Below are 23,679 nucleotides of genomic sequence, written 5' to 3'. Positions count from 1 at the left end.
TGAGGTCACCTGGTCAGTTGATGGTTGAAATGATAAGCCCAGTGCCTTCGGAGCAGTGAGCTAAAATTTGGCTTAAGTTAAGGCAAATCGCAGGTTTCTATAACCTGGCACATATGTGTATCAAAGCTCAACTTGCTTCTTCTCCGCGAGATCTGCTGGCATACGTCACCGTCTGCCAGCGGCTTGAACGCCCCAGAATCGGTGATCTGTGGCTTCGGGGGCACCCTTTTCCAGAAAAAATTAAATGGCCCAACCCTTATTTGTGATAACTGTTAATATCATCACATGTTTAAGTTTGCAGAGACCAGATCGCTCATCACACGAGCGCTCATGGTCCTCGCAGTAATCCTCGGGCTAACCTCTGCCCAGATGGCGATTCCTGCGTGGGCCCAAGATGATAGAGCCACAACATCGGTGGCTCCCGATGACATAGTTACGACCCCCAGCGCAGTCCCTGACGATCAACCCGCTCCGGCGGAAGCATCCGACGCGACTGCGCCGATAATAGAAAATAACGATGCTCCGATATCAGTGGCCGCTCCAGATGATAAGAGTCTGGTGCGCTTTGATATCAGGACCAAGGAAGGGCTCGTTAATAGTACCGACGATAGACTCGACTACTGGTCTGGTGAGCGCATTGATCCCATAGTTACGCTCGCGGTCTCAGGTGCAGATGTTGAGTTAAATAATGCGAAAGTAACGATCACCGTACCAAAGACCCGCAGTTCTGACGGTTCGGTAGTGTACAATGAGAAACCAGACTTTGCTCGTCTCGAGTCAGCAGACTCCTCGGAAATCGGCGAAAATGACGATGCTTTCTATGTTGAATATACGTTCAAAAAGCTGAAGAGTGGACAGATTTTCCAGTTCCCACTCGCTTTTGCCTTTAAGAATAGACTCACCCCCAGTGGCGTAGAGGTCACTCCGCAGGCGACGTTTAGTTCCGATGAATTACCAAGCCGTACGGAAAACATCACGTTCACCGCACAGTCGATTTCTCAGTACAAAAGTCGCATTTTGCTCGATGGAGGTTTCACCGAAAAAAAACCTATCAATGATCCACAGGTTGGAATTTATAAATTCAAAAGCGAAACCAAAACCGATCGTGCGCCAAAGGATAAAACCTTTAGATATAAGGTGAGAATTAATCAAGTTCGCCCCTCTGGTGCGCCAAGTGGTAAAGGCCTTTATGACGGCAAGACTGTAACCTACCAAGTTACTGTTCCCGAGGGTGCGAAAGTTGATAAAACCGAGAACTACTGGGTTTGGGATCCAGTAGCTCGTACGCTCACCTATTCCCTTCCTTACGCGAGAAACAAAAGTATTTCAGCCTACTGGTCTGACGGCATTCCACTAACTCTCCGCTACGATGCCGACATTGTAAACCCTGACGGCTCGAAGAAGATCTTCCCCATTTTCCTAAAGAGTTGGGTCGACAAGGGAACTAAAGAGGAAGTCTATGCAGAGGAAACCTCGGTCGGAACGGCCTTCAAAGAAGAAGTCGTACCCTTCCAGAGGGGGAGCGTGGTAAAGGTCGACAAAGTGCGTATGTACGCACTCTCAGACGAGTACCAGGTCGGTTTACCGCAGTACACCGATTGGGTCACGGACGGTGAGGCACTTTCTTATAAGTATGGCAGCCGCCCGCCGCGATACTACCGACCAATCAGCCTGGACGATTCTCAGAAGGGCAAGACACGAGACCCGAAGCTCCTAGCATCTCTTGGCGGTATGAAGTGGCGTATTAACGTCAATCAATCGAATAACGGTTCAGGCTACGACGATAGAACCGGTGGTATTCACGATTTCCTTTATGAGGTGACGGACAGGGACCTTGATCCGGGTCTTTATTACCAAAAGTTCCAGTTCAACAGCAAATTCTTAAGCAATAGCTCGACCTTTAGCAAGAGCGAAATCTATCAGCGAATTCGAGATTCAAAAGTCAAACTATATGGAGTTCGCGATGACGATTCTCGCATCGAGCTGGCAGCGGATCTCATGCCAGGGGATTTTGTTGCCATCAATGACACCGACCGAGAGTATAAAGAGCTTAAGCTTGTATTCGATCCGCCCTTGGAGCTAGATAATATCGGGCTTCCATTCAACGTTTGGGCTTACCCAACAGATGCGGAGCTGGCGTGGTGGAAGCAGGAGCTTGCTCAAACTCCAGCTGAACAAATCGCAGAACTATCAAAGTCGTATTCCAATCGCGCAACAGCTGACGTGCGGCACGAACGCGTCGATGGTGTGAAATTTGATGAAACTAAGTTTGATGGAACTGGTAATAATCCTATCCTTGTGAAGGGTCATCGACCACGTCTGAAGACTTCGATTAGCACCACTCTTGATAGAGAATTCTTCTCCAAAGACGGGTGGGAACTTAGAGAGGCCTACGGGGCCTTTAATCCCACAGATACCCGTACCGCCCTATCCGAGTGTGCTGGTCTTGATAAATTGACCCCTGCTAACTGCGACCGCGTCGCGGCTCTAAACGTGAGAGTCCAAGCGGTTGGAAACTGGGGTGTAACTAAAAATACGGTAAGGAATCTTCGTCAGATTGTGCTTCTACCTCCTGGGGTGGATTACGTGAATACCCTAGGAATCCACGCTGCGGGATCGGGCAAGGTAGATAAATCTCCTGCAGAACCACAGGTTATCCCCAATTACAAGAATACAGGCTTAACGGCTCTGGTCTACGCATTCGGTGACATCGATTACGAAGCGCCCGCACTAGGAAGCTCGAACGCTAATATCGATATCTATCTCACGGTGGATACGACCAAAAATGCCAATTTTGGACCCAACACGGTACAGACTTATTCTGTATGGGACAATGCCGATGAAATTAAAGCCGCAACCCCTAGGGACGGAGGAACGCCCTACGTCGATACCCTCGATCTCGACAAGGACGGCAATACGGATGAAAGCTTTGCTACAGCACAACGTGTTATCGCTCTCGCTGCACCTCTGGAGATTAGTAGTAAAGTTGAAGTCGCTAGTCCTTCAGAGAATTTGGTGTTAGAAACTGCTCACGAAATCGGCAGTACATTTACCTACCAGATGAGTCTGACTAATAACACCCTAATCCCTGCCCAAACGGTGTCCATCCTGGCGCTTCTGCCCGGTGAAGAAGACTACACGATTGTTGCTAACGAAAAGGGGGAGTACCTCGACCGGACCTGGGAGTCTAGGGATGAGAACGGCAACAAAACTACCGGAGATCACTCCGCTTTCCGTACTCCTCTAACTGGGCCTGTAACCACGGTAGAGAAGATCGCCCCCGACGGTACTAAGAATCCAGCCATCGATATGTTCGATATCTACTACACAATGACAGAACAGCCTCAAAACCCACGGCAGCCCATCGGTGGGTATCCAGGTGGCCAGGACGTTGCTGTCTGGAAGATGGCCGAAGATATTGGACCCGATGAATGGGCAAAGGTTACCGCCGTCAAGGCCGTCCTGAAGGCTGGCCAAGTGATCGCGAGTAACGAGAGGGTGTACTTCAACCTTCCAGTGACGATCCCCTTCAGTGAAGCAACTAAGGCTCTCAACTACGGCGATCGCGCTGTCATGTCGGTGGCACTCTCGGGCGCTGGGAATAACTATGTTGAAGCAAACCAAGTCTATGTGGAAGCACTGAAATATATAGTGTCCGGCAAGGTATTCAACGATGTGAACGCTAACGGAGTCCAAGATGACGGCGAACCGGGCGTTGCCAACCTTCGTTGGGTTTTGAAAGAAGCGAACGGAGAAGACGCACTTGATCCTAACGGTCAGCGCATCGAGGGCTCGACGAACGAACAGGGTGAGTACTCGCACGACATCTTTAACCGAGGTGACGGTCGGTATATCGTCTTCGAGAAGGGCGACCCTGCACAGTATTGGACTCAAGATGCTCAAGATGTTTGCCTTACTGCAAAAGAAAAGACCTGCAGTGACGTCAATCTCGAGGGAGCGACGGCAGAATTTAGTCTGAATCCTCAATCACGTACGGCGGTTCGCAATGCTGGTTTGGCCGCGAGACGTGACGTGAAGATAATCAAAACTGACGCGACCTCAAGAGCTCTACTTGAAGGCGTGGAGTTTAATCTAGTTCACAAGAGCTACCCTCAAGTGAATGGCCGCACCGACGCTAATGGTAAGCTCATCTTCAAGGATGTCCTCGTTGGCACCTACGCGTTGGAAGAAGTTGAAGCTCCACGTGGATATAAGAAACTCGACAATACTGAAGTGATCGTTGGACTCGATAATACGATTGATCCGATCATTAAAGAGGTCAGCAATGACCGGCTTCCTGGTACCGTGACCGTGCGCAAGGTCGACAACGCATCGCCTGCGAATCCGCTGAAGGGAGCTGTATTTAAGCTCGCCAAGAAGCTTGAGGATGGATCCTATGCTGACCCCGCACAGACTGCGGTGACCAATGCCGAGGGAGTCGCCACATTCGACAACGTGGAGTGGGGAGAATATCAGCTCCTCGAAACTCGCGCTCCTCTTGGCTACAGGATTCCAGATCCGAATATTGTTCACGAGGCAGTAGAAATCAACTCGGAAAGACTCGAATACGAAGTCGGCGATATTGTAAACAACCCAATCACCCGTACTATCACCGCCACTAAGGTGTCTGATTCAGGGGTACCGCTAGAGGGAGTCGTCTTCGAACTGTACAAAAATCTGGACGGCGCTGAAAGCAACACATCGCGTGAGAATTATGAAAAGCAACCGTCCTATACCGCCACCTCGCAAGCTGACGGAAAAATTACCTTCCCGGACGTACTATTCGGAACTTACCTTCTGGTTGAAAAGGAGCCATTGGAAGGGTACGAACCTCTGAAAGAACCGTTGGTGGTCAATGTGACTGAGGTTGGAGATCCAATAGATTACGGCGAACTCACCAACAACCAGATTCGCGGATCTGCTTCCTTCACCAAGGTAGAGGCCGAAACTGAGAAGGTAATTTCTGGTGCGACCTTCGGTATTTACAAGAAGGACCAAGACGGTATTCGCGAAGATCAACCTGTGGATACTCAACGGAGCAACGAACGAGGTGAAGTTTCCTTCAATAATTTGCTCTACGGTGACTACCTAGTCAAGGAAATCACACCCGCCATTGGCTACCTTCTTCCAGAAGAGGAAAGGAATGCTTGGCCAGTGAGCATCACCGAACAGGGCGAAATAGTGAAACTGGGCGTCAACGGGAAAATTGTCAATGACCTCATTCGCGGAGGCTTCAGAGCCAAAAAGGTCGATGCAGTTGATCAGAACCGCGTTTTGAGCGGAGCTGAGTTCGAGCTACGCAAGATCGAGGATGGTGTGGTTATCGATGATGTTATCGATAAGTCCACAAGTGATAACGATGGCAATATCGAATTCGCTGAGCTTCCTTATGGTGACTATGAGTTGCGTGAGACCAAGGCCCCTGAAGGCTGGTTAACGTCTCAAGAGAAGTACACCTTCTCTATAGTTGAGCATGGCCAGGTTGTGGATCTGGGCAATATTGCGAACGAACAAATCACTCGGTCAATTAAGTTCATGAAGGTTGACTCGACGAATGGCGCACCACTAGCTGGTGCCGAATTCGGAATCCATGATGCAAAGGGCGAGCTCATCCGAACCGCCGTCTCCAATGACGCTGGAGAAGTAATCTTCGAGGCCATTCCATACGGTGAGTACACGATCAAGGAAATCGCCCCACCTGCTGGATGGCGCGCATCTGCAGAGGCCATCACGGTGACGATTTCTGAAAAGGGTGACCCTATCGAGCTAGATCCGGTACAGAACGATCCAACAATGGTGACAGCGAGGAAGATCGCCGCTGATACCAAGAAGCCACTTGAGGGGGCGGAATTCGAATTACGCCAAGGGGCCTCGGTGATCGCTGAAGCGACCTCCGATTCACAAGGGTTGATTTCGTTTACCGCCGTCAAGCCAGGTGACTACGAGCTCGTTGAGGTAAAGGCGCCGAGTGGCTTCGTCCTAGCAAACAATTCCGTTCCGATAACGATCGGCACTGAAGCTAAGAATGTTGATCTCGGCGATATCGCCAATGACAGAGTGCCAAGCGAGCCGGGAACAACACCGCTGATTCCGTTCTTGCCGTTTATTCCAGGGATACCTGGCAAACCCAATCCCCCAGCGGAGCCGGGAACGCCAGGTAAGGGTATCGACAAGGATACTAAGAAGGGCATTGAGAAAACCCACCCAGGTGATAAAAATGGTGAAAGCAAGGGAGGGATGTCCGCCTTGGCTCAGACTGGCGCCTCTGTGTTCTGGCTCCTCGGTATTGCACTCGTGCTCCTTCTCTTAGGGGCAAGTGCCCTACTGGTAGCACGCCGTCGTCGAAACTAGGAGAGAATCAGTAGCTAAAATTTTGTTCTCCTGTTCCGATAGATAGAAGGCCTCCGCTTCATTAAGCGGAGGCCTTCTGGGTTTCTGTATTGTGCCATTACCACATACTAATTGTGCTTATTTGGTGACTTTTAGGTTTCGTCGTACATCCCTATCGACGATCTAATATCATGATGGGGTGGCTGAAAAAACAAATATTGTAAACGTCCTATCCAACCGATATGCTTCCGCAGAGCTGGTTGATCTGTGGAGCCCTGAGGCAAAAATCATCATGGAGCGACAGCTGTGGATCACCGTGATGCAAGCCCAACGCGACCTGGGCGTAGATATCCCAGCAGTGGCAATTGCCGCCTACGAGGGTGTCCTTGACAACGTTGATCTTGAGTCGATCGCAGCCCGTGAGCGGAAAACACGCCATGATGTCAAAGCGCGGATCGAGGAATTTAATGCTCTAGCGGGATATGAGCATATTCATAAAGGGATGACTTCCCGAGATCTCACCGAGAATGTCGAACAGCTACAGGTCTATCGCTCCTTCGAAATTGTGCTGTCTAAGGCGGTGGCTGTTGCCCACCGTTTGGCCCAGCGGGCAGAACAATATGCTGGTCTTGTTATGGCTGGACGCTCCCACAACGTCGCTGCTCAAGCCACCACTCTCGGAAAACGGTTTGCAACCGCAGCGGAGGAAATGCTGATTGCCATTGAGCGAGCCGAGAATTTCCTAGATACCTATCCTTTACGGGGCATAAAAGGCCCCATGGGAACGGCGCAAGATATGCTCGACCTGGTGGGAGGCGACGAGGCCAAACTTACCTCTCTTGAGATCACCATCGCCGATTATTTGGGCTTCTCGCGCACGTGCGACTCGGTCGGTCAGGTCTACCCTCGCTCCCTCGACTTCGACGCCGTCTCTACGCTGGTGCATCTAGGGGCTGGACCTTCGTCCTTTGCCCATACCATTAGGTTAATGGCTGGCAACGAGACCGTAACCGAGGGTTTCAAGGAGGGACAAGTAGGCTCCTCTGCGATGCCCCACAAGATGAACGCCCGCTCATGTGAGAGAGTATGCGGACTTCAGGTGATCCTTCGCGGATATCTCACCATGGTCGCGGACTTATCGGGCCAGCAGTGGAACGAGGGAGATGTGTTCTGCTCTGTAGTGCGAAGGGTTGCACTCCCTGACGCATTCTTCGCTCTCGACGGGATGTTCGAAACCTTCTTAACAATCCTCGAAGAGTTCGGAGCCTTTCCAGCGATGCTCGATCGAGAACTTGAACGCTACCTTCCTTTCCTAGCCACCACTCGGATCCTCATGGCAGCGGTGAAAACTGGCTTTGGTAGAGAGGAAGCACACGAGCTCATCAAGGAGCACGCCGTGGCTGTAGCTCTCAATATGAGAGAACACGGAGGCGAACAGGACCTCGTGCAACGCTTAGCGAAGGATCCGCGTTTCCCTCTCGATGTCAAAGCCTTAGAGGAGGCTCTAGCTGACCGTCATGCCTTCATAGGAGCGTCGCAATCGCAAACAGCTCGGGTGATAGCGCGGGTGAATGAGCTCGTTGCGCGATACCCGGATTCGCGGCAATACCAACCAGCAGAAATCCTATAGGCCGCACACTAGCTGCAGGGAGGTGCCCCTAGAAATAAAATAGGGTGTACCTCCTATGCTTTTTATATCTATTGACCATCTAGTTTCACCGGTGCGGTTACAGAATTATGTAGCTGGCTGAATCAAGCATTTGGGATCTTTACGATGCCAGGCCTCGCGCTACTATTGCGGTGTTGCACTAGGCCTATGGTGAGATTTTAAGAATGACACATCCCCGGTTTTAATGGATACGAGGCCATTGGCGGGATCGCTTAGGATACCAAGGGATAGCTTGAGTATAAGATAATCTGAATCTTTCCAGGTTAACTAGCAGCGGCGCTCGAAAGGGTCTAAACTCAATCTACATGCGCCCTGAACTTTCTCAGTATAAGCACCTTTCCGCAGGTAAAGTACGTGAAATCTACGAGATCGATGAGGCGACCTTATTGCTTGTCGCCTCTGATCGTATCTCCGCTTATGACCACGTCTTGGACTCGGAGATCCCTGATAAGGGCCGGGTGCTCACAGCGATGAGCATGTACTTCTTCGACAATATTGACTTCCCCAATCACGTGGTGGGAGCTATCGATGATGAGAGAATCCCTGAAGATGTTCTGGGTCGGGCTATGATATGTCGCAAACTTGAGATGCTTCCCTTTGAATGTATTGTGCGCGGGTATCTCACCGGCTCGGGCTTAAGCGAATATAAGAATGCCGGTTCAATATGTGACGTTGAATTGCCTGCAGGGCTTGTCGAGGCCTCCCACCTGCCGGAACCCATCTTCACCCCAGCGACGAAGGCGGAAAAGGGCGACCACGACGAAAATGTGTCCTTCGATCGCGTGGTAGCTCGTTTGGGCATTGAGCGCGCCACAGAACTGCGCGACGCCTCAATATCGATCTATCAACGTGCCGCGGAATTAGCCTTGGAAAAGGGACTTATTCTCGCCGATACTAAATTTGAATTCGGTCTCGATGCCGATGGCAACGTAGTGCTGGCCGACGAAGTACTCACCCCTGATTCTTCTCGCTATTGGCCAGCCAGCACCTACCAAGAGGGTCAAGCGCAGCCTAGTTTTGATAAGCAATTTGTGCGCAATTGGCTCACCGGGCCTAAATCGGGGTGGTCCACCGACTCCAACCAGGCTCCGCCATCCTTGCCCGGCTCGGTTATAGAGGCAACGCGGGAACGCTACGTCGAGGCCTTTGAGCGGATTACGGGCCGGAAGTTTAGCGAGTGGTTGGGCGAGAGCGCCTGATAAATTCATCTCCAGCTCTCAGGGCAGTACTATGTGGGCTATGAATGCCCCTGTTGCTAAGAAAAAACCCATAGTCCGCACTGTTCATGGAATCGATTTTGTTGATAACTATGAATGGCTGCGGGCAAAAGAAGATCCTGAGACCATTAGCTATCTCGAGGCTGAAAACGCTTATACTGCACAGCACACCGAGCATCTGACTCCCTTGAGCGAAGCTATCTTTTCCGAGCTCAAGGCGCGAGTGAAAGAAACCGATATGTCGGTGCCCCAGCGCATGGGTGAACATTGGTATTATTCGCGCACCGAAGAAGGAAAAAGTTACGGCATTTCCTGCCGAGTCCGCGTAACCCCCGGTGCCGACACCTGGACGCCACCCGTGATTCCAGATACCGGAGAGGTGCCAGGCGAGGAAGTCTTGCTGGACCTGAATGAGCTCGCAGACGGACAGGAGTTTTTTGCTCTCGGTGCCACCAGCATCACCAAGAGTGGCCGCTACCTTGCATACTCCACCGACACCCAGGGAGACGAGCGCTTTACGCTGCGCATTAAAGATTTAAAAACTGGGACGCTGCTCGAGGATACTCTGAGTGACATTCACTATGGCGCTACCTGGATTGGCGAGGAGTATATCTTCTATACCCGCGTGGATGAGGCGTGGCGTGCAGATTCCATCTGGCGCCACAAGATCGGAAGCCCTGTAGACGAAGACGTTCGCGTATTTTACGAGGATGACGAACGTTTTAGTGTCGGTATTGGCTCAGTGCGCAGCGAAAAATATCTCATTATCGGAGTGAGCTCGCGTACTAGCTCTGAGACCTGGTACCTCGATACCCACGAACCCGAGGGGGGATTTGTATGCATTCGACCCCGCGAAGCCGATATCGAATACGAAGTTGACCACGCCGTCGTAGCTGGTGACGATATGTGGGTGGTCACGCACAATGCTTTCGGCCCCAATTTCTCCCTAGCGTATAGTCCAGTCGGCCAACCCCTAGACTTCGGCACAGCCAGGGAATTGATCGCTCATAATGATAGCGCTCGCATCGATGGGGTGGATTGCTACCGCGATTTCCTCTTTGTGGGCTACCGCTCAGGTGGTATAGGACGCGCCGGGGTTATGGAGATCAGTGACACTAGTTTTGGTGAACTTCGAGAGCTCACCTTTGATGAAGAACTCTACTCCGTCGGCATCGGAGGTAATCCTCAATGGGAGGCTCCCGTCGTGCGGGTGAGCTATACCTCCTTTACCACCCCTTCTAGGCTTTTCGACTACCACGTAGCAAGTAGAAACTTCACTCTCTTGAAAGAACAGGAGATCGAGGGCGGCTATGATCGCAGCAACTATATTTCCAAGCGGATGTGGGTCGAAGCTGCAGATGGAGTTGCCATTCCCGTTTCCATTGTCCACCGTGCCGATATGGATATCAGCCGCCCAAACCCCACCTTGCTTTACGGATACGGCTCGTATGAGGCGAGCATGGAGCCCGGCTTTAGCGTGCTCCGCCTATCACTGCTCGATCGAGGCATGATTTTCGCGGTCGCCCATATCCGTGGCGGTGGTGAAATGGGTCGCGAGTGGTATAACACCGGCAAAATCCTGCACAAGATGAATACTTTTACGGACTTCATTGCGGTAGCCGATGCCCTCATTGAACAGGGTATTACTCAGCCAGAGATGCTGGTAGCTAATGGTGGTTCCGCTGGCGGCCTTCTCATGGGCGCTGTGGCAAATATGGCTCCCGATCGCTTTTGCGCCATAGAGGCCGATGTGCCATTTGTTGATCCCCTGACCTCCATGTTGAAGCCGGAGCTACCTTTAACGGTGGGAGAGTGGGAAGAGTGGGGTAATCCCTTGGAGAGCCAAGAAGTCTATGAATATATGGCTTCCTATGCGCCATATGAGAATATCGCGCCCCAAAAATACCCCAATATTCTAGCTACCACCTCACTTAACGACACCCGAGTGTTTTACGTGGAGCCTGCGAAATGGATCGCCCGGCTGCGCGAGACCGCGACCGGTGGCACCTTCTTGTTGAAAACTGAGATGGTGGCCGGCCACGGAGGCGTCTCCGGCCGCTATGAATCATGGCGGCAATCCGCCTTCGAATACGCTTGGCTTATTAATCAGGCCACCGGCCTCGAAAAATAGTTGAACGTACCCGTACTCATTAAGAGTGCGGGTACTTTTTTGCTCAATCGTCGGTACTGACCGTTCCTTCAGAAGGTTCTGATCAAGGGCGCGAAAAAGGGCTTTGGCACCATATGGGGAGTTAATGACGAGGCTGATATTCTCCATACTGATGCTGGCAACGAGGTGGCCCACCACGAGGTGAGCGTAATTGTGGGTAGAGGCCCAGTTTGTAGGTCTTATCTGGATATAGAAAGTGCGTTATCCCACGCTGCCTATAATGCCCAGATCTTCCAGAATCCGCATATTTTTCAAGCTGGTCATAAAAATGACAGAAACTGGGTTTGATTGTGGTTGGGTTGTGGTTGGCTAAAAGTTTGTTAATAGCTCATTCGCGGTGGGGTGAACAGGTATCCGTTTTACCCTCGCTGCGGTAGCCAACTCATCTCCCAAGATCGCCACTGGAAGAGTTTTCTTCGTTCGCTTGTGACATGGTGAATAGGGGGCGTGAGGATCTTTGGGAAAAAATGGCTCATACTTCCAGCGCACAGGGTAAAGTTTCACCCGTGGTGTGCGCTCTGGCACACCTTGGAAAATAGTACTGAACGCCGATAGCCAAGGAGCGTGCAAGGTGGCCCGTGTAGTAGTAAATGTTATGCCCAAAGCGGAGATTCTCGATCCCCAGGGCCAAGCCGTTGTTCGAGCGCTAGGACGCCTGAACATAAAGGGAATCACAGATGTGCGACAAGGCAAGCGCTTCGAAATTGAGGTAGACGAGAATATTAGTACTGAAGAGCTTGAGCATATGGCCGAAACCTTGCTGGCCAATACTGTGATCGAAGAATTCGATATCGTTTTCGAAGCAGCCACGGGAGCAGCCCAGTAATGAGCGCGAAGATCGGAGTTATTACTTTTCCTGGCACACTCGACGATGTCGATGCAGCACGCGCGGTGAGATATGCCGGCGCAGAAGCCATAAGCCTCTGGCACGCAGACCACGATCTCAAGGGAGTCGATGCGGTGGTTGTGCCTGGAGGCTTTTCTTATGGAGACTACCTGCGTAGTGGAGCGATCTCGGCATTGGCGCCTGTGATGCAATCAGTCATCGAACAGGCTGCTAAGGGCATGCCTGTGCTGGGAATTTGCAATGGATTCCAAATCCTCACCGAGGCTCACCTCCTCCCTGGCGCACTGACGAGAAACCAAGGATTGCATTTCCATTGCGTTGATACCTACCTCGAGGTCGTGCGTGCAGATACTGCGTGGACGAATACACTCTCCGAAGGCTCCCGCATCCTCGTCCCTGCTAAGCACGGCGAAGGTCGCTTCCAAGCGTCACAGGACACCGTAGACATGCTCGAAGGAGAGGGCCGAGTTGTCTTCCGCTATACCGATAACTTCAACGGCTCCATCAATGCCATTGCCGGTATCACGAGTGCCAATGGGCGCGTGGTGGGGTTGATGCCTCACCCAGAGCACGCCATCGAAACGTTAACAGGCCCCTCGGTCGACGGATTGGAATTATTCCTCTCCGCTGTTGGATCCATTGGTGCTTAAGAATATTGAGGAGAATTTCATGACTACTTTTAATGACACCGTGGACCATGCCCTTTCCACCCCAGATCTCGAGCAGCCCTACGCCTCGCTGGGTCTCAAAGATGATGAGTACGCCCGAATCAAAGAGATTCTGGGGCGGCGCCCCACCGATGCCGAATTAGCAATGTATTCGGTGATGTGGTCGGAGCACTGCTCGTATAAATCATCAAAGGTGCACCTGCGCTACTTCGGGGAAACCACCACGAAACAAATGAGCGAGAAGATTCTCGCCGGCATCGGGGAGAACGCCGGTGTGGTTGATATCGGTGATGGTAACGCCGTGACTTTCCGCGTCGAATCTCATAATCACCCCTCCTATGTGGAGCCGCATCAGGGTGCAGCGACGGGGGTTGGAGGTATCGTCCGCGATATTATGGCCATGGGAGCGCGCCCCATTGCAGTGATGGATCAGCTTCGCTTCGGCCCCGCCGATGCCCCTGATACCTCGCGGGTGCTACCAGGTGTAGTGGACGGTATTTCCCATTATGGCAACTGTTTGGGTTTACCCAATATTGGTGGAGAAACCGTCTTCGATGAATCCTATGCTGGCAATCCTTTAGTCAATGCCCTGTGCGTGGGTACTCTCAAGGTAGATGAATTAAAACTTGCCTTCGCCTCGGGCTTAGGCAATAAAGTGATGCTCTTTGGCTCGCGCACCGGGCTCGACGGCATTGGAGGTGTCTCAGTTTTAGCCTCCGATACCTTTGAGGAGGGGGCTGAGCGGAAATTGCCGGCCGTTCAGGTGGGGGACCCCTTCGCAGAGAAGGTGCTGATCGAATGCTGCCTCGACCTATACCGGGCAGGTGTGGTTGTGGGCATCCAGGATCTTGGCGGTGCGGGGTTGTCCTGCGCGACCTCAGAGCTAGCGGCCGCCGGAGATGGTGGAATGGAGATCAACCTCGATGCAGTGCCGCTACGGGCGGCCAATATGCTTGCCGCCGAGATTCTGTGCTCGGAGTCTCAGGAGCGTATGTGTGCCGTGGTGCGTCCCGAGGATGTGGAGCGCTTCCGCGAGATCTGTGCTCACTGGGATGTCACCTGTGCCGAGATCGGTGAGGTGACAGATGGCGAACACCTCATCATCCGTCATCGCGGCGAGGTGGTGGTGGACGCACCAGCTCATACGATCGCCCACGAAGGCCCGGTCTATGAGCGGCCCTTCTCCCGCCCCGCCGACCAGGACGATATCCAGCGCTTCACCGGGGTGAAAAAGCCGAGCGAGGCTGCCGAGATTCGCCAGGTTTTGCTGGATATGATCGCCTCGCCGGCTTTGTGTTCGAGAGCTTTTATCACTGAACAGTATGATCGCTATGTGCGCGGCAATACCGTGCAGGCCCAGCACTCCAATGCTGGAGTGCTGCGCATTGACGAAGCAACAAAGCGCGGTGTGGCTATCTCTACTGACGCCTCTGGGCGTTATACCAAGCTTGACCCGAATACAGGTGCTCGCCTTGCTCTCGCTGAAGCGTATCGCAACGTCGCAGTTACTGGTGCTCGACCGGTAGCAGTCACAAACTGCCTAAATTTCGGTTCGCCCGAGGATCCCGAAGTTATGTGGCAATTCCGAGAGGCAGTGCATGGCCTAGCCGATGGTGCTCAGGAGCTGGGAGTTCCCGTTTCCGGCGGCAACGTCTCCTTCTATAACCAAACCGGCTCGGAAGCCATCCTGCCTACCCCCGTCGTGGGTGTTTTAGGAGTGATTGACAATGTCGAGCACTCTATCCCCAACCGTTTAGGCCCTACTGATCAGGTGGAAGAGATCTATCTGTTGGGGGAAACTTTCGATGAATTCGGTGGCTCGATATGGCAGCAGCTTTCAGGTGCGGGCCTTAATGGACTTCCCCCTCATATTGATCTGCGAAATGAGGAAAAATTGGTAGAGTTCTTCGCCGATACTTCCCTTGTTACTGCCGCGCATGATCTTTCGGAAGGCGGATTGGGCACCAGCCTCGCCGAACTAGCCATTCACTCCCCAAAGTGTCTTAATATTGATTTAAGTGCTGTGGAGTTGGATCTATTCACGGCGCTATTCTCGGAATCGGCGTCGCGCGTAGTGGTCGCTACCTCGCGGGGTGAGGACGTGGAACAGCGGGCGAGTGAATTAGGCATTCCTTGCGTGAAGATTGGTCATACTTGCGGGTGCGGTTCTCTTAATATTCGCCAGCATGATGTGGAATTCTCCATCCCTGTTGCTGAGCTTAAAGAGGCGTGGTCTGACACACTGCCACGGCTTTTCGGCCACGCAGTTGGGGCTAACTCGGTTGTAGCCTAATTAAAGATAAGGCACCGGTTTTTTCTGCCGGTGCCTTGTTTTTATGCCGTGGTGGCGGCTTTAATCGAAGGAGGTAGTTTAAAAGAAGAAAGCAGGACTCATGTCGGCCGATAATCTGGTGCCCATCACTACATGGCGATTAGACCGCGGGGATCGTCCCGCCGCGCGTGGCCTCTATCATTTTTATGCCGCGTATGCCTTCAGTATTGCTGTTACCGTTCTCACCACTTATACATGGATCAACCACCCATGGCCGATTGGCCTAGCCGTCACAATTTATTCGGTTGGGGTCGTCGCTTTATTCGGAATTTCGGCCGCATACCATCGAGGTCCGTGGCGCAGCGCTCGGGCGGTGAGTTACTGGCAGACCGCCGATCATGCAACGATCGCCTTATTTATCGCCGCGACCTATACCCCCGTTGTCGTCATTACGCTGCCCGGGCACTGGATGCTTTATGGAATTTGGGCAGCGGCGCTCATCAGTGTGCTGCTGACTTTTATTCCGCACTACAAGGTATTCGACGTGGTAGTGTATCTCGGACTAGGCTGGGCGGCTGTCCCAATCATTCCGGCGATTTTAGATTTTGCCGGCCCCACGGTCATATGGCTCCTCGCCGCAGGGGGAGTGGTATATACCTTAGGTGCGCTCTTCTATGCGCTTAAGTGGCCCGGTAGGAAGGCAAAACTTTTCGGCTATCACGAGCATTTTCATCTTGCAACCGTAATCGCCGCTACCTTGCACCTGATTGCCGTGTGGATCTTGGTGGCCTAGAGATGGCAAGAAAACTCCCACCTCCTCGTGAGGCCGTCATGGCTATTTACTCGTGGATTATCGAAGCCACTGACCAACAGCCGCCACGAGCCGCGCTAGCAGCAGCCTGCCGTGCCACACTGTATACGCTTGAGACCATCGCCCCCGGGGCATCGGTGGAAGTGAGGGTGCCGCCCTTTGCTGCTATCCAGTGCATCCCAGGCCCTGCCCATACCCGTGGCACACCACCAAATATTGTAGAAATGGACCCCAAGACGTGGTTAAGATTGGCGTGCGGTTTAGAAGAATTCGCAGATAATCCGAGGATTTCCGCCTCAGGCACACGGGCACAAGAAATCAGTGGGTACCTACCCATTGTGAAAGTTTCTGCTAGGTGACCGTGCAAGGCGTCTGCATCGGCTACCATTGTCTAAGTGGCAGATAAAAAGACGCCTATGAGCGCTTATGATGATTTATCAGAATCCGCACCTCGCGAAGAGTGTGGGGTATTCGGAGTCTGGGCCCCAGGCGAAGAAGTATCAAAACTCACGTATTTCGGGCTTTTTGCCCTACAACATCGCGGCCAAGAAGCCGCGGGCATTGCGGTCGGCGATGGCCAACAAGTAGTAGTATTCAAAGATCTCGGACTCGTCTCGCAGATTTTCGATGAACAAACCTTAGAGTCCCTCCACGGTGATGTGGCCATCGGGCATACCCGTTATTCCACCGCAGGCGGGGTGACGTGGGCAAATTCTCAGCCCATGTTTCGGGTTGCCCCCGATGGCACCGATATCGCACTGGCGCACAACGGCAATATCGTCAACTACCTAGACCTGCTCGATCAAGCCCACGCGATGAGGTTGGTTGATAAGGCGACGCAACCCTCCGACTCCGATGTCATCACGGGTTTATTAGCGCATAGTATTTCCCAGCGCACCAGCCTTCTGGAATCTGCACGCACCCTTTTGCCTAGGCTCAAGGGTGCTTTTTGTTTAACCTTCACCGATGGCACAACGCTCTATGCCGCCCGCGATCCGCAGGGGGTTAGGCCGCTGTGTTTAGGGCGGTTGGATGCCGGTTGGGTCGTGGCCTCTGAAACGTGTGCGCTCGATATCGTGGGTGCGTCGTTTGTTCGCGATATCGAGCCCGGAGAACTGCTAGCCATTGACGCCAGTGGAATTCACTCCGAGCGCTTTGCCCAGGGGGAGAGAAAGTCCTGTGTCTTTGAGTACGTGTACCTAGCTCGCCCTGACTCAGTGATCAATGGCCGCTCCGTGAATGCCGCACGCCTTGAGATCGGGCGAAGACTGGCTAAAGAATGGCCCGCTGATGGGGATCTAGTGATTCCTGTTCCAGAATCGGGGGTACCAGCTGCCGTGGGTTATGCCCAAGCCTCTGGCATCCCCTTTGGTCAGGGCCTCGTTAAAAACGCCTATGTGGGCCGAACGTTCATTCAGCCCTCCCAAACTCTGCGCCAGCTAGGAATTCGACTCAAATTGAACCCTCTCCGTGAGGTTCTCGAAGGCAAGCGACTAATCGTGGTGGATGATTCAATCGTGCGCGGGAATACCCAGCGTGCCCTCATTCGCATGCTCCGCGAGGCAGGCGCGAGCGAGGTGCATGTGCGTATCGCGTCACCGCCGGTGAAATGGCCCTGTTTCTATGGCATTGACTTCGCGAGCCCCGGGGAATTAATCGCCAATGTGGTATCCGGTGTTGACGAAATGGTCACTAGCGTCTGTCAGGCTATAGGGGCAGATTCTCTGGGTTTTGTTTCCCAGGAGGGGATGGTGGCGGCGACGCATCAGCCGTCGCAGGATCTATGTATAGCCTGCTTCGATGGGAACTATTCTTTGGGTTTGCCCAAGGGAAATATTAATGCTGAATTAGTATCTGCCATTAAACGGGGTTCGTGTGGTGGCACCGAAGATAGAGGAGAATAATGAGCGACGATAATATGTCCTACGCAGCAGCGGGAGTCAGCATCGAGGCAGGAGATCAAGCCGTTGAGCTTTTCGCCCCGCTGGCCAAGCGGGCCACGCGCCCCGAAGTGCGCGGCGGCCTTGGCGGTTTTGCGGGGCTTTTTGCTTTAGGAAAATATGAGGAGCCTATCTTAGCGGCCGGCTCAGATGGAGTAGGAACCAAGGTAGCTATTGCTCAAGCTCTCGATATCCACAATACGATCGGTATTGATCTTGTGGCTATGTGCGTCGATGACCTCGTCGTCTGTGGAGCAGAGCCGCTCTTTTTACAAGACTATATTGCCGTTGGCCAAGTAGTGCCGGAGCATGTGGCCCAAATTGTTGAGGGGATCGCGGAGGGCTGCGTGCAGGCTGGTTGTGCTCTTCTAGGTGGTGAAACCGCCGAGCATCCCGGGTTGATGGAACCTGGGGAATATGATGTCTCGGCGACCGCAGTTGGGGTCGTTGAAGCCCGCGATCTGTTGGGGCCAGATCGCGTGCGCGCCGGCGATCAGGTGATAGCAATGGCAGCCTCGGGGCTGCATTCCAATGGCTACTCGCTCGCGCGTCACGTCTTGCTCGATAAAGCCGGGCTACCGCTTGACGGTTTCGTTGAGGAACTCGATCGCACCTTAGGCGAGGAGCTATTAGAGCCCACCCGTATTTATGCCAAAGACTGCCTCGCGCTTATTGACGAATGTGAGATCCGCACCTTCTGCCATGTCACTGGAGGGGGCCTAGCAGCTAACCTCGAGAGGGTCATCCCGCACGGCCTCGTCGCTGAATTAAGTCGCGCCACCTGGACTCCTGGCCCCATCTTCCGCCTCATCCAACGAGTGGGTAAGGTGTCGGTCGCTGAGATGGAGAAAACCTTCAATATGGGCGTAGGAATGGTGGCCGTGGTGGCGCCAGAAGATCTTGACCGCGCTCTCGCAATTCTCGCAGCCCGTCACATTGATGCATGGGTGCTCGGACAGATCCGCCCTGCCGATGATGATCGCCACGTTATCTTAAGTGGCGAGCGCTAAAAAACCCTCAGCGCTCCCTTTATGCTAGAAAGGGAGCGCTGAGGGTTTTTTAGTCTATCTCTCGGTCCACTCGGGATCATCAGGATAATCGGAGTAGTCCCCGTTATTTCTGCGCTCTTCCCGCTTTCGCGCCAGCTCCCGCTGGAGAGAATCCAGATCCATTTCTGGAGTGCTGTATTTTAACTGACGTGCAACCTTGGTCTGCTTTGCCTTCGCGCGACCGCGACCCATGGCATGACCCCCTTGGTATAAGCGGAGCAAGAATCCCCGGGGTGGGGAGAGCTCCATTGGCTTTAAAAAAACGTGTGTCCTATTCACATAGAATAGCCTTTTTATCGCGCTTTGTCCCGCTAAGCCCCCGACCTGCTTAAAAAGGGTTGCGTAAGCGCTCGATTGCGCGCCTGCCCGCCTGGTCGTTATTTTCTGGCGGAATGCTATCTGGATCAACTGACAATGCGCACTCGCCAGCCCTGAGGGGACCATCTAAAGCCGAACGCTTGATCGCAGCTAAAGCAATGGGACCATAGTCGCAATCGTGCACAACAGTACCGATTCGGCCCACCGTGCGCCTGCTGCCTGCAATATCCATACCTGGGGCGGGTAGCTCGGGTGCCGAACCATCGAGGTGAACCATGACAATGACTCGAGGGCTTCGGCCTAGATTCTCCACCCGAGCGACAGTTTCCTGCCCTCGATAGCAGCCTTTGTTGAGGTGAACGGCATATTCAATGAGGTGAGGAGACTCATGGGGAATGGATGTTGCATCGAGGTCCTGGGCGACGTCGGGCATGACGTGGCGCACCCGCCACGCCTCATAGGCCATGAGTCCAACAGGCTGGTAGCCCCGGCCACGCAGCTCCTCGTCGACCACGTCGCGGTAAAGGGCGGAGTCGATAAGCACATCGGTGCGCCCGAATGGTCCTTGGCGGTGCGGATGCGCGCCAGCATAACCGCCGAAGACGGAAAGTACTTTCTTGTCACTCATGGTGACCTCTACCTGAGACCAAAAGATCATGGAGTGTAAATAGTCGTAGAGCTGTTCGGCGAGCGCGGAATCGAGGTAGAAAACACCCCCGTGATAGAGCACATCCATCTGGTTGATAATGCGGCCCTGGGCGGAAAGATCGAGCGCACTAAGGTAGGTATCGGGGGTGGGGTTGAGAAATTCTTGGGATAATAAATTATTGAGAAATTCATTCGCATCAGGCCCCGCAACTTCTACGACCCCGCGCTGCCAGCGATCGACGAAGGCTTGAGATTCCAAATAGCGCTGCTCAGACAGCGGATCTCCGTAATGCCAGGCAACGTGCGCCCAGCTTGGATGGGCATCGGGCAACTCTTGGGCGCCAGGGAGGGAAAGTAGAGGGGAAGAAAGACTCATATAAACCCATGGTAGCGATTAAAGTGACATTCATGGCAACAATTCCCGCTCCATTGATGCTCGCGATCGAACCCTTCGGAGGTTCGATCCGCAACCATAATATCAATCTCCCCTTTATTTACGCCGATGATGCCGCCGTCACCCGCGGCGATGGCATCTTTGAAACAGTGCTGCTGCGTAAAGGAAAACCGCGCAATTTCGATCGGCATTTTAGTCGCTTCACCCGCTCGGCAGAACTCCTTGACTTGCCCCATCCGATTGAAAAAGATTGGCGTCGAGCAACCGAAGAGGCCGCCGAATTATGGGGCACGGAGGTCGAAGGCACTATTACTTGGACCCTCAGCCGGGGGCGCGCGAGCACGGGGATCCCGAGTGCATGGCTGACCGTCAACCCAGTTTCTGAGCAGGTCATTATGCAGCGCGAGCAGGGTGTGGCAGTGCTGACCACTCCGCGAGGTTTTGTGATCACCAATCCTGAGAATGCCCCGTGGCTAGCCGGTGGAGCAAAAACACTCAGTTATGCCGCAACTATGGCGGCGCTACGGTGGGCTAGGGCTTATGGCTACGACGATGTGCTGTATACAGATGGGGATATCGTGCTGGAGGGTGCCACGAGCAATCTAATAACAGTGCGCGGAAATAAGATTCGCACCCCAAGCTCTAACCCCAATGTTCTGCCTGGCACTACCCAACAGGCGCTTTTTGAATACGCGACAGAAAAAGGGTGGCGCTGCGGGGAGCGCGAGATCACCCTCGACGATCTCTATAAGGCTGATAGCGTGTGGCTCATCAGTTCAGTCCGCCGCGGAGCGCGCATTCGCTCGCTCAACGGTGATGAGCTTGCAGCCCCCGACAACGAGGCCGAGGTGCGCAAACTCATCGAGAAAGCCACGCGGCGTTAGCCGATGACGCGGGCTAGTTCCGCGGACATACGAGGGGTGAGCTCACCATTGACATGGCGCTCATCTACCCAACCCAGATTGTTATTGGGCATAAGTCCATAGAGGCGTTTTCCAGGCCCCATTTTTCCCGGCCCCGTGGCGGTTACCATCGTGGAAGCGGATTCGATCTGCCAGGCTCGCTCATTGAGGGGCTCACCATAGAATATCTCCACGGCGCCGAGACTATGAGTGAGAATTACTTCAATTTCGTCTTGAAGATTAATGCGCCAAAATCCAGATTCACGAGCGAAAATCCCCAAAGATTCGCCCATGTCATCGGTTTTCCACATCTTAGATTCAACCCCGAGATAATTCTCGCCATCATGGGAGAAGACGAGCTGCTGGCCGAATTCAAAATGAGTTCCAGTCTCGTCGATGCCCTTCCCAGTGCCACGCCATACCCCGACCAGTGGCAGCAGTGCGAGCAATCCATCGTTAAGGCTGGGGCCTTCGCGGAGGTTGGCGGTATCGTCTGGGATAGGAAGATCCCCAAGTCCTGGAATATTGCGGTGGGCGCAATCTTTCCACTGCTCGGCGGCGCGATCGACCGCCTCGGATCCAGACAGAGACATAGATGCAGATTGATCTGGGTTATTCATAAGGCATTAGCCTACCAAATCGGGTGCTGAAGACTATTGTGGTGGTCATGAAGGCGCTGATCATTGTCAACCCTAATTCCACGACTCAAAACTCGGAAATATTTCGCCATATTATTCCTAAGTTACTCGCGGTTCCAGGACTCCAGCTTAAGGCGCGTTTCACTCACCACCCAGGACATGCCCGAGATATTTGCTCCGGCCTCACGCGGGAGGATGCCGACGTCGTCATTGGCGTCGGCGGCGACGGGACTGTCAACGAATTAGTCAACGGCCTCTTAGGCCCAGTTGGTAGTCAACGCCCTCCAGAGCAGCTACCAGCTGTCGCAATGATCCCCACTGGTTCTGCCAACGTCTTCGTCCGCGCCCTGGGATTCCCACCAGAATCGATCCAGGCTGCTGAGGTCTTAGCCGAATTACTCGCCCATGATCGCGCGGTAGCCTGTGAAAAACTCAATCTAGGGACCTGGAACGATCAATGGTTTGTAGTCAACGCTGGTTTCGGATTAGACGCTGATGTGATCGAGAAAATGGAGCGAGTGCGCAGGAGCGGATTCGCCGCCACCCCGCTGCGCTATCTACGCGCCGCCTTCCACGTGTGGAATACCACTCGCCGCTATCCTCCGAGTATCAAACTAAAAGCCAGCACCTTGGACGGGGCTATATACAGTGAACGGTTGCCCTTTGTGATGGCGTCCAATACACACCCATGGACTTATCTAGGCCCCCTCCCCGTGGTAACCAATCCGCGTACCTCTTTCGCGCTAGGAATTGGTCTTTTCGGAGCTCGTAGCCTCGATGGAGTAGTCGGTGTCTTTGCTGTGATGAGGATGCTCGGGATCGCGCTCCCAGGGGCAATAAAGCGCTGGATTAACAGCCGTATTTTTGTCACTGACAACGTTGATTCCGTAGATATTCACTGCGATGCCCCGCAAAGTTTTCAAGTTGATGGCGAATTTGCGGGCGAATACGATCACGTACACCTCGGCGTCGTCCCCAGCGCCCTCGATATCTACTCTCCACCGAAGAAAATTCCCGCTAGCCCCGAGTCGGCGGTGCGGTTAGTACTGCGCTTTTTCGATATTCGGGTATAAAGGCCCAACCTCAACGGGTACACTTCGCTGTGTGCATTCAAAAACGAGGGAGCCCCCAGAGTAGGCGACAGCATCCGCTTGCTGCGGTAAAGGTAACTCCCGGGTATCAAAAGACCATCTAAAGGGTGCGAGAAGCTCCGTATCCACCCCAGGAGGGGCGTCGATAAGGTGATGCGGAATCAGTTGAAAAACTCCATTATCCAAACGAATGTGCGCCAGCACCGCGTAGCGCTGGCCGATCTGCTCAGGCGTGCCACGTAACACCACTTCGGCACTGTCTCCGCCTCTCGGCGAAATATCGTAAGGATGCATGAGCTCCACATCGGGAATACCCAGCGCAGCTCCAATACTCACCGCATCCACGTTGATCCGAGTACGCACTTGCTTGGCCATACTTCCCGCAAGCTCACCCTGATTTAGGCGCTCAACGGTGGTGTTAACCCCAAGAAAATTCTGACTAATGCGCAGCAACCCCCACGGCGGATAATTAATATCATTAAAAGCGATATACATATCGGGGATATCTTCCCTGACATAGTTGCCCACGAAGGGAAAGCCGCCAACATAAACCTCCGTGCCGGCGGGAAGGTGTTCCGCTAGCCGCCGCTCAGTCCGTGCCGCCAACGCTGTGTCACCGGCCCATGCTAAAAGCACAGCTGCTACCACGCTGATGAGGAAAAGATAACGAGCACGCACCTCATCATCATGACAGAATGACACAGAGCGCGCCACA

17 protein-coding genes are annotated in these 23,679 nt (G+C 53.4%); 13 read left to right on the top strand and 4 right to left on the bottom strand.

What is annotated here, in order from left to right; translation table 11 throughout:
* The first annotated feature begins 285 nt into the window (after positions 1-285).
* The 11 genes from NXT00_RS05735 to purM all read left to right on the top strand — a co-directional run bounded on the left by NXT00_RS05735 (position 286) and on the right by purM (position 18,934).
* Positions 286-6,351 carry a collagen binding domain-containing protein gene (locus NXT00_RS05735; RefSeq protein ID WP_259158400.1) on the top strand — a complete coding sequence of 2,022 codons (6,066 nt, stop codon included), beginning with the start codon at positions 286-288 and terminating at the stop codon, positions 6,349-6,351.
* Positions 6,352-6,529: 178 nt separating this feature from the next.
* Complete coding sequence (gene purB / locus NXT00_RS05730) at positions 6,530-7,960, top strand: adenylosuccinate lyase (protein ID WP_259078929.1); 1,431 nt, start codon at positions 6,530-6,532, stop codon at positions 7,958-7,960.
* Positions 7,961-8,304: 344 nt separating this feature from the next.
* Entirely contained in the window at positions 8,305-9,198 is an 894-nt protein-coding gene (locus tag NXT00_RS05725; RefSeq protein ID WP_259078931.1) for a phosphoribosylaminoimidazolesuccinocarboxamide synthase, read from the top strand.
* Between the two features lie 40 nt (positions 9,199-9,238).
* Positions 9,239-11,347 carry a S9 family peptidase gene (locus tag NXT00_RS05720; RefSeq protein ID WP_259158398.1) on the top strand — a complete coding sequence of 703 codons (2,109 nt, stop codon included), beginning with the start codon at positions 9,239-9,241 and terminating at the stop codon, positions 11,345-11,347.
* A gap of 610 nt (positions 11,348-11,957) precedes the next feature.
* A complete protein-coding gene (gene purS, locus NXT00_RS05715; protein WP_259158396.1) occupies positions 11,958-12,212 on the top strand; it encodes a phosphoribosylformylglycinamidine synthase subunit PurS in 255 nt (84 codons plus the stop codon).
* The gene (purQ, locus tag NXT00_RS05710) at positions 12,212-12,883 is read left to right on the top strand and encodes a phosphoribosylformylglycinamidine synthase subunit PurQ (protein WP_259078939.1); all 672 of its coding nucleotides are present in this window, start codon (positions 12,212-12,214) and stop codon (positions 12,881-12,883) included. Before purS ends, purQ begins: the two co-directional genes overlap by 1 nt.
* A gap of 19 nt (positions 12,884-12,902) precedes the next feature.
* Positions 12,903-15,194, top strand: a complete 2,292-nt coding sequence (gene purL, locus NXT00_RS05705) for a phosphoribosylformylglycinamidine synthase subunit PurL (RefSeq protein ID WP_259158394.1) — start codon at positions 12,903-12,905, stop codon at positions 15,192-15,194.
* A gap of 100 nt (positions 15,195-15,294) precedes the next feature.
* Positions 15,295-15,966 carry a hemolysin III family protein gene (locus NXT00_RS05700; protein ID WP_259078946.1) on the top strand — a complete coding sequence of 224 codons (672 nt, stop codon included), beginning with the start codon at positions 15,295-15,297 and terminating at the stop codon, positions 15,964-15,966.
* 2 nt (positions 15,967-15,968) lie between these two features.
* Positions 15,969-16,343 (top strand): sterol carrier family protein, encoded by a 375-nt coding sequence (locus NXT00_RS05695; RefSeq protein ID WP_259078952.1) that lies wholly within the window; start codon positions 15,969-15,971, stop codon positions 16,341-16,343.
* Between the two features lie 57 nt (positions 16,344-16,400).
* Positions 16,401-17,888: an amidophosphoribosyltransferase gene (purF, locus tag NXT00_RS05690; RefSeq protein ID WP_259078954.1), complete on the top strand. Its 1,488-nt coding sequence runs from the start codon at positions 16,401-16,403 to the stop codon at positions 17,886-17,888.
* On the top strand, positions 17,888-18,934 hold the full coding sequence (gene purM / locus NXT00_RS05685) for a phosphoribosylformylglycinamidine cyclo-ligase (RefSeq protein WP_259158392.1): 1,047 nt from the start codon (positions 17,888-17,890) through the stop codon (positions 18,932-18,934). The genes purF and purM overlap by 1 nt, the downstream gene beginning before the upstream one ends.
* A gap of 54 nt (positions 18,935-18,988) precedes the next feature.
* Here purM and NXT00_RS05680 read toward each other — a convergent pair whose 3' ends face one another.
* Both NXT00_RS05680 and NXT00_RS05675 read right to left on the bottom strand, forming a co-directional pair.
* A complete protein-coding gene (locus NXT00_RS05680; protein ID WP_259078958.1) occupies positions 18,989-19,165 on the bottom strand; it encodes a DUF3073 domain-containing protein in 177 nt (58 codons plus the stop codon).
* A 136-nt stretch (positions 19,166-19,301) separates the two neighbouring features.
* Positions 19,302-20,315, bottom strand: a complete 1,014-nt coding sequence (locus NXT00_RS05675; protein WP_259158391.1) for a folate-binding protein YgfZ — start codon at positions 20,313-20,315, stop codon at positions 19,302-19,304.
* A 32-nt stretch (positions 20,316-20,347) separates the two neighbouring features.
* Here NXT00_RS05675 and NXT00_RS05670 point away from each other — a divergent pair, with 32 nt between their 5' ends.
* Entirely contained in the window at positions 20,348-21,217 is an 870-nt protein-coding gene (locus tag NXT00_RS05670; protein ID WP_259158390.1) for an aminodeoxychorismate lyase, read from the top strand.
* Here NXT00_RS05670 and NXT00_RS05665 read toward each other — a convergent pair.
* Positions 21,214-21,855 (bottom strand): FABP family protein, encoded by a 642-nt coding sequence (locus tag NXT00_RS05665; protein WP_259158389.1) that lies wholly within the window; start codon positions 21,853-21,855, stop codon positions 21,214-21,216. The two genes, NXT00_RS05670 and NXT00_RS05665, sit on opposite strands and share 4 nt — an antisense overlap.
* Positions 21,856-21,902: 47 nt before the next feature.
* Between NXT00_RS05665 and NXT00_RS05660 the strand changes: the two genes are divergently transcribed.
* Positions 21,903-22,946 (top strand): diacylglycerol kinase family protein, encoded by a 1,044-nt coding sequence (locus NXT00_RS05660; protein ID WP_259158507.1) that lies wholly within the window; start codon positions 21,903-21,905, stop codon positions 22,944-22,946.
* On the opposite strand, the gene NXT00_RS05655 is transcribed toward NXT00_RS05660, so the two are convergent.
* Entirely contained in the window at positions 22,914-23,678 is a 765-nt protein-coding gene (locus NXT00_RS05655) for a DUF2993 domain-containing protein (RefSeq protein WP_259158387.1), read from the bottom strand. The genes NXT00_RS05660 and NXT00_RS05655 overlap by 33 nt on opposite strands.
* Position 23,679: the final 1 nt, after the last annotated feature.

The organism is Corynebacterium sp. ES2715-CONJ3 (assembly GCF_024814365.1).
Lineage (GTDB): Bacteria > Actinomycetota > Actinomycetes > Mycobacteriales > Mycobacteriaceae > Corynebacterium.
Note: the sequence above shows the minus strand (reverse complement) of the source record. Positions and strands in the feature narration are given on the sequence as shown.